Origin of the sequence: Dyella solisilvae, assembly GCF_003351225.1 — a bacterium.
Taxonomy (GTDB): Bacteria; Pseudomonadota; Gammaproteobacteria; order Xanthomonadales; family Rhodanobacteraceae; genus Dyella; species Dyella solisilvae.
In genome coordinates this window covers 271,553-278,483 of record NZ_QQSY01000003.1, presented here as the reverse complement: position 1 = coordinate 278,483, position 6,931 = coordinate 271,553, and the positions used below count along the sequence as shown (strand labels likewise).

Genomic DNA, 6,931 nt, shown 5'->3' with positions numbered 1-6,931 from the left:
CAGCGGCTGAACCGTTCATCTGGTTGGACATGTCGAAGGAGCCGCCATCGGCATAGGCCGTGCCGCCGGCGCCGCCCGCCGCGCCCGCACCGCCGGCGCCTGCGCCGCCAGTACCCGCGCCGCCACTGCCGCCAGCGCCACCGGCGCCACCGGTTGCCGCACCGCCAGCGCCTGACGCGCCGCCCGTACCGGTCGAAGCACCGGAGGAGGCGGTGGCCGCACCGGACGAGCTTGCGCCGCCCGTCGAGCTGCTGTTGCCAGAGGTCGCTGCGCCATTGCCTACGTTGTAGCCGCCCTCGGTCGCACTACCCGAATGCGAGTGCGCGCTTGCGCCGGAGGACCGGGTTCCGGCAAGCCCGTTGCCGCTGGAGGAATCGGCCGAACCACCGTCGCCACTGCTCGAGTTGCCGTCGCCGCCATTGCTACCCGAGGCTGCCGTGCCGCCATGGCCATTACCGCCGTTGCCGTCGCCGCCGTGCCCGCCGCGGCCGCCATTGGCGTTGCCATTGTTCGTCACATAGTTGCCGATATTCGATACACCCACGTTGCTCACGTAGCCGTTCAACGTGCTGTTGGACTCGGCAATATTGGTGTTGAACGAATCAGTGTTGGTGTATGTCTCGGTGTTGGCGCTGGTGTTTACGATGGCACTGGTATCACCAGTGGTATTGGTAGTGGTGGTTCCCGCCATGGCGGGAAGCGCCAACCCCATCGCGAGCATGATCGCGGTTGCAATAAGAGTCTTACGCATAGTCATTACTCCTGGAGCGATGCGATGACCCCCTGTGACGCTGGTACTGCTGGTCCAGCATCGGGTTTTGGCAACTTGCGTGCCATGCATCGCACTGGCGCAGACGACCTTGCGACAGCCTTTAAATCAGCCGCTTGAGCCAACTCTTGATGGGCGAATCTGGCTTCGGTCAGGCTTGCGCGGCGAAAAGTGATTCACTGCTGTTACATGGGCCGATGGCAATCGCGGCCACGCGAGCTCATCACCGCACAGAGATGAGCCCCGCATTCAATGCGTTGCCGCGCTAATCAAAACGGCAAGCTCAACGTGAAACACGTGTATCAAGCCTGATACACCCATGCACACAAAACGATAGCAATGTCGTACAGGGTCCTGAACCAGAACGAAAGTTAAGAAAAAAAGGAGGGAGCCAGCGGCTCCCTCCTTTTTTGTGACAACGCGGTGTCTTCAGCGCTTTTCGATCGGCACGTAGACCTGGTCCTCGGGACCGGTGTAGTTGGCGCTCGGGCGGATGATCTTGCCGTCCTGGCGCTGCTCGATCACGTGCGCGCTCCAGCCGGAGGTGCGGGCGATCACGAACAGCGGGGTGAACATGGCCGTCGGCACGCCCATCATGTGGTAGGCGCTGGCCGAGAACCAATCCAGGTTCGGGAACATCTTCTTCTGTTCCCACATCAACTTCTCGATCTTCTCCGAGACGTCGAACAGGGTCGGGTTGCCGCCCTCGGTGCAAAGCTTGCGCGAGACTTCCTTGATGATCTCGTTGCGCGGGTCGGACACGGTGTACACCGGGTGGCCGAAACCGATGATGATCTCCTTGCGCTCGACACGGGCGCGGATGTCCGCTTCCGCCTCAGCCGCGTTGCGATAGCGCGCGATGATCTCCATCGCCACTTCGTTGGCGCCGCCATGCTTGGGACCACGCAGCGCGCCGATGGCGCCGGTGATGGCCGAGTACATGTCCGAACCGGTGCCGGCGATCACGCGGGCGGTGAAGGTCGACGCATTGAACTCGTGCTCCGCATACAGCACCAGCGACTTGTCCAGCGAGTGCGCGTGCAGCTCGCTCGGCTTCTTGCCGTGCAGCAGGTGCAGGAAGTGGCCCGCGATGGAGTCGTCGTCGGTCTCCGTCTCGATGCGCTTGCCGTTGTGGCTGAAGTGGTACCAGTACAGCAGGATCGAACCGAAGCAGGCCATCAGGCGGTCGGCGATGTCGCGCGCGCCGGTGAGGTTGTGATCCTCTTTCTCCGGCAGCACCGTACCGAGCACCGAGCAACCGGTGCGCATCACGTCCATCGGATGCGTCGCGGCAGGCAGCAGTTCCAGCGCACTCTTCACCGGCGCCGGCAGGCCACGCAGGCGCTTGAGCTTGATGCGATAGGCGTTCAGCTCGGCCCAGTTGGGCAGGACGCCGTGCACCAACAGATGGGCCACTTCCTCGAAGCTGCCCTTGGCCGCCAGGTCATGGATGTCGTAGCCGCGATAGTGCAGGTCGTTGCCGCTGCGGCCCACCGTGCACAGCGCGGTGTTGCCGGCAGCCACGCCTGACAGCGCGACGGATTTCTTGGGCTTGGGAAGGGTTTGCTCGCTCATCGGATACATCTCCTCAATGCATGCGTCTCTGGCCGGCCGCGACCAGCGGATCGCGGCCCGGTGAATGGGTCGGGCCGCTCAGGCCTTCTTGCCTGCGAACAGGGCGTCGAGCTTGTCCTCGTAAGCGTGGTAACCGAGGAAGTCGTACAGCTCCGCGCGCGTCTGCAACGTGTCAATGATGTTCTTCTGCGTGCCTTCGCGACGCACCGTCTCGTAGAAGTTGAGCGCGGCCTTGTTCATGGCGCGGTAGGCGCCGCAGCAATACAGCGCAATGTCGACATTGGCGCTGCGCAGATCGTCGGTGGTGAAGAACGGGGTCGAGCCGAACTCGGTGAGGTTGGCCAGGATCGGCACCTTCACCGCGGCGCGGAAGCGACGGTAGTCGTCCAGCGTCTTCATGGCTTCGGGGAAGATCATGTCGGCGCCGGCCTCGACATAGGCGCAGGCACGATCAATGGCGGCATCGATGCCTTCCACGGCGGCGGCATCGGTGCGCGCCATGATCACGAAGCCGGCATCGGTACGGGCGTCGACGGCCGCCTTCACGCGGTCGACCATTTCTTCCTTCGGCACCACTTCCTTGCCCGGACGATGGCCGCAGCGCTTCTGGCCGACCTGGTCCTCGATATGCACCGCCGCCACGCCCACGTTGATGAACGAGCGGATGGTGCGACCGATGTTGAAGGCGCCACCCCAGCCGGTGTCGATGTCCACCAGCAGGGGCATCTGGGTGGCGTCGACGATGCGACGGGCGTCAGTGAGCACGTCTTCCATGGTCGAGATGCCGAGGTCCGGCATGCCCAGGGAGTTGGCTGCGACGCCGCCGCCGGAGAGGTACAGCGCCTTGTAGCCTACGCGCTTGGCCATCAGGCCGGCGTAGGCAGTGATGGCGCCCATGACCTGGAGGGGGCTTTCGGCGGCAACGGCAGCGCGGAACCGCGCGCCGGCAGATTCAGGATGGGACATGGTGGTTCTCCGAAACCTCACATTCTAGGCGATGCCATGGCAAGGCCATGTCGCGGCGCACTACGCGCCACGGCCGCAGAGTCCACTCTGTCACCGGATGATGTATTGATCAATCTTGATCGATAAGATCAATATATCGCCATGCGCGCCCATTACCTCAATGCCCGAGAAGCCGCCACCCTCCTGGGGGTGAGTCCAGCCACGCTCTATGCCTACGTCAGTCGCGGCAAGATTGATTCGCGGCCCGGCCCGGACGGACGCAGCCGCGAGTATCTCGCCGGCGACATCGAGAGATTGATCGAGCGCAGGCGCGCGGGACGCGGCGCCGCACATGGCGCGGCGCAAAGCCTGACTTGGGGCTTGCCGGTGCTGGAGACGCGGATCTCGCTGATCCGGCCCGGCGGACACTACTACCGCGGCGAATCGGCGCTCACCCTGGCGCGCTCGGGCGCCAGCCTCGAGGACGTGGCCACGCTGCTGTGGGATGGCCAGGGCGATCCATTCGCAGCGGCGCCCCCGGGGAACTGGCCAGAGCCTGTCGGACAGCTGTTGCGACAGCGTAGTCTGCCGCCGCTGGAGCGCACCGCTGCGGCCTTGCCGCTGCTGTCGTTGTACACGCCCTACACCCACAGCACCGACACTGCGCAACGCCGCGAATATGCCGCGCAGCTGCTCCGGCAGACCGCCGCCCTGCTCTGCGCCACCCGCCCGGACCGACGCCCGATTCACCGGCTGATTGCGGACAGCTGGAAGCGCGGCGACGAGGCCTTTGCAGCACTGGTGCGCAGCACGCTGGTGCTGTGCGCCGATCACGAACTCAACGCCTCGGCCTTCGCCACGCGTGTGGCGGCCTCCACCGGCGCCAGCCTGCACGCGGCCGTGGGCGCGGGTCTGGCCGCGCTATCGGGGCCGCAGCACGGCGGCGCCGCGGCGCGCGCGCACGCCTTCATCCAGGAAGCGCTGCGCGAACGTCGCCCGGTCGATCACGTGCGCGAGCGTCTGCGCCGGGGCGACGAGTTGCCGGCCTTCGGACACCCGCTCTACCCCGAAGGCGATCCGCGTGCTGCATTGCTACTGACGATGATCGACGAGATCCGTCCGCGCCCAGCGGGGCTGACGCGTATCCGCCACCTGGTGGATGCGGTGAAGGACTGCAGCGGGCGCGAGCCCAGCCTCGACTTTGCGCTGGCCACGATCGCATGGCTCTACGACCTCGGCGCCGATGCGGCCCTGTCGCTGTTTGCCGCTGGCCGCATGGCGGGATGGCTGGCGCATGCATTGGAACAACAGGATGTGGGTGGCCTGATCAGGCCGCGAGCGAACTATGCGGGGACTTTGCCGGGGCGGGAAGGGTGACTTCCGCTTGCGATGTGGTGCGCCAGATTTACTGGAATCCAGGGCTCTGGATGACTCGCTACGCTCGCCCCTTTCGGGGCCGTCCTGCGGACGTTCTCCGCGCTGCGCGCTTCGTCCGGCCTACGCCGGGATCACGGGCAAAGAACACACGTGAGACAAGATTCGTCCCAGCCCCTCATGCTCGTCATCCCGGCGTAGGCCGGGATCCAGCAGAGATACGAAGCGGTTTTGTCGAACGCACCAGACCTGAACACGCAAAGCCATGGCCCCCAGGCGCCCCTACAAATCCGGCCCCCGCTCCAGCGCGCGCCGCACTTCCTCCAGCGCATTGGGATCGTCCAGTGTCGACAGGTCACCCGGATCGGTGTGCTGGACGAGAGCCTGGAGAGAACGGCGAAGCAGCTTGCCGGAGCGGGTCTTGGGCAAGGCATTGACCACGTAAACGTGGGCCGGCCTCGCCAGGCCACCCAGTTGCTGCACCACGCGCTGCTGCATGCCCATGGCCACCACGCCAGGCTGCTCGGCGACGCCCTGCTTGAGCGTGGCGAACACCACCGGCACCTGCCCTTTCAGATCGTCGTGCACGCCGACCACCGCGGCTTCGGCGCAGGCCGGATGGGTCGAGACCGACTCCTCGATCTCGCGCGTGCCCAGTCGATGCCCGGCCACGTTGATCACGTCGTCGGTGCGGCCGAGGATGGTGGTATAGCCGTTCTCGTCGCGGATCGCCCAATCCAGCGAGCTGTATAGCAGCTCGTTGAAGTGGCTGAAGTAGCTGGAGACGTAGCGCTCGTCGTCGCGCCACACGGTGGTGAGGCAGCCCGGCGGCAGCGGCGGCTCGAACACCAGCACGCCCTTCTGATGCGGCGGCAGTTCCTCGCCGGTGACCTCGTCGATCACCTTCAGTCGATAACCTGGACTGGGCAGGCCGGGCGAGCCGAACTTCACCGGCTTGAGGTCCAGTCCCGGCATCAGGGTGAGCGCGGGCCAGCCGGTTTCGGTCTGCCAGTAGTTGTCGATCACCGGCACGCCGAGGCCCTCGGTGATCCATTGCGCGGTGGGCTCGTCCAGCGGCTCGCCGGCGACGAACAGCCACTTCAGTCGCGACAGGTCGTACTTCTTCAGCCAGCTCGCATCCTGCTTCTTGAGCATGCGGATCGCGGTGGGCGAGGAGAACATGCTGTGCACGCCGTAGCGCTCGCACAGCTGCCACCAGATGCCCGGATCAGGGTTGATCGGCGTTCCCTCATACAACAGCGACGTGGCGCCGCCGATCAGCGGCGCGTACACATTGTACGAATGACCGACCGCCCAACCCACGTCGGACGTGGCGAACATCACCTGCCCCGGCGCGATGTCGAAGATGCAGGTGATCGACATCGCCATCGCGACCGCGTGGCCGCCCACGTCGCGCTGGATCCCCTTGGGGCGACCCGTGGTGCCCGAGGTGTACAGGAGATAGCTCGGCTCGTTGGACTCAAGCCAGGTCACCGGTACTTCAGCGCCTTCGTAGGAGCCGCGCAGGCTGGCGTAATCCAGATCGCGTCCGGCGACACGGGTCATCTGCGGATCGAGCCCGCGATCGACGATCAGCACATGCGGCGGTTTGAAGGTGGATTCCTCCAGCGCCGCATCCACCAGTGGCTTGTACGGAATGACCTTGCCGCCACGCATGCCGGCATCGGCGGCGATGACCAGCTTCGGCTCGGCATCCTCGATGCGAAGCGCGAGGTTGTGCGCGGCGAAGCCGCCAAACACTACTGAGTGGATCGCGCCGATGCGCGCGCATGCCAGCATCGCGAACACCGCCTCGGCGATGTTGGGCAGGTAGATGACCACGCGGTCACCCGTGCCCACGCCGAGCGAGGCAAGTACGGCGGCAAAGGTGTTCACCTCGCGGTAGAGCTCGCGATAGCTCAACTCGCGGGTGATGCCGGTTTCCGTGGAGATCGCCACCAGCGCCAGCTGTCCGCCGCGCGCCTCCAGGTGGCGATCGATTGCGTTGTAGCAGAGGTTGGTCGTGCCGCCGACGAACCAGCGCCGGAATGGCAGCCTTGAGACATCAAGGATCTGCTGCGGCGGCGTGTGCCAGTGGATGCGTTGCGCCTGCTCGGCCCAGAAAGCTTCGGGCTGCTCGATCGAACGCCGATAGAACTCCTCGTACTTCATCGCTCCCAACCTCCGTCCAACTGCTGGTCCGGTCTAGCCTAGACCAGCAGCGGAAGACGGGCTGTGCGACCTTGGTCGAGTCGCGGCGACGTCGAC

The 6,931-nt window shown here is 65.4% G+C and carries 4 protein-coding genes and 1 pseudogene; 1 reads left to right on the top strand and 4 read right to left on the bottom strand.

Annotated elements, in window-relative coordinates; all coding sequences use genetic code 11:
• The 3 genes and pseudogenes from DVT68_RS20450 to prpB form a co-directional block, all read right to left on the bottom strand.
• A pseudogene (locus tag DVT68_RS20450) lies at positions 1 to 751 on the bottom strand (hypothetical protein); the annotation flags it as partial.
• 447 nt (positions 752 to 1,198) lie between these two features.
• Positions 1,199 to 2,344, bottom strand: a complete 1,146-nt coding sequence (gene prpC / locus DVT68_RS13410; protein WP_114825595.1) for a bifunctional 2-methylcitrate synthase/citrate synthase — start codon at positions 2,342 to 2,344, stop codon at positions 1,199 to 1,201.
• A 78-nt stretch (positions 2,345 to 2,422) separates the two neighbouring features.
• Positions 2,423 to 3,310, bottom strand: coding sequence for a methylisocitrate lyase (gene prpB, locus DVT68_RS13405; protein WP_114825594.1), 888 nt, complete (start codon positions 3,308 to 3,310; stop codon positions 2,423 to 2,425).
• 141 nt (positions 3,311 to 3,451) lie between these two features.
• On the opposite strand from prpB, the gene DVT68_RS13400 reads away from it, so the two are divergent.
• The gene (locus DVT68_RS13400) at positions 3,452 to 4,666 is read left to right on the top strand and encodes a citrate synthase family protein (protein ID WP_114825593.1); all 1,215 of its coding nucleotides are present in this window, start codon (positions 3,452 to 3,454) and stop codon (positions 4,664 to 4,666) included.
• A 279-nt stretch (positions 4,667 to 4,945) separates the two neighbouring features.
• On the opposite strand, the gene prpE is transcribed toward DVT68_RS13400, so the two are convergent.
• Entirely contained in the window at positions 4,946 to 6,835 is a 1,890-nt protein-coding gene (prpE, locus tag DVT68_RS13395) for a propionate--CoA ligase (RefSeq protein ID WP_114825592.1), read from the bottom strand.
• Between the last annotated feature and the right edge of the window lie 96 nt (positions 6,836 to 6,931).

Coding starts and splice junctions, on each gene's coding strand:
- prpC (WP_114825595.1), bottom strand. CDS start 2,344: ATGAGCGAGCAAACCCTTCCCAAGCCCAAGAAATCCGTCGCGCTGTCA.
- prpB (WP_114825594.1), bottom strand. CDS start 3,310: ATGTCCCATCCTGAATCTGCCGGCGCGCGGTTCCGCGCTGCCGTTGCC.
- DVT68_RS13400 (WP_114825593.1), top strand. CDS start 3,452: ATGCGCGCCCATTACCTCAATGCCCGAGAAGCCGCCACCCTCCTGGGG.
- prpE (WP_114825592.1), bottom strand. CDS start 6,835: ATGAAGTACGAGGAGTTCTATCGGCGTTCGATCGAGCAGCCCGAAGCT.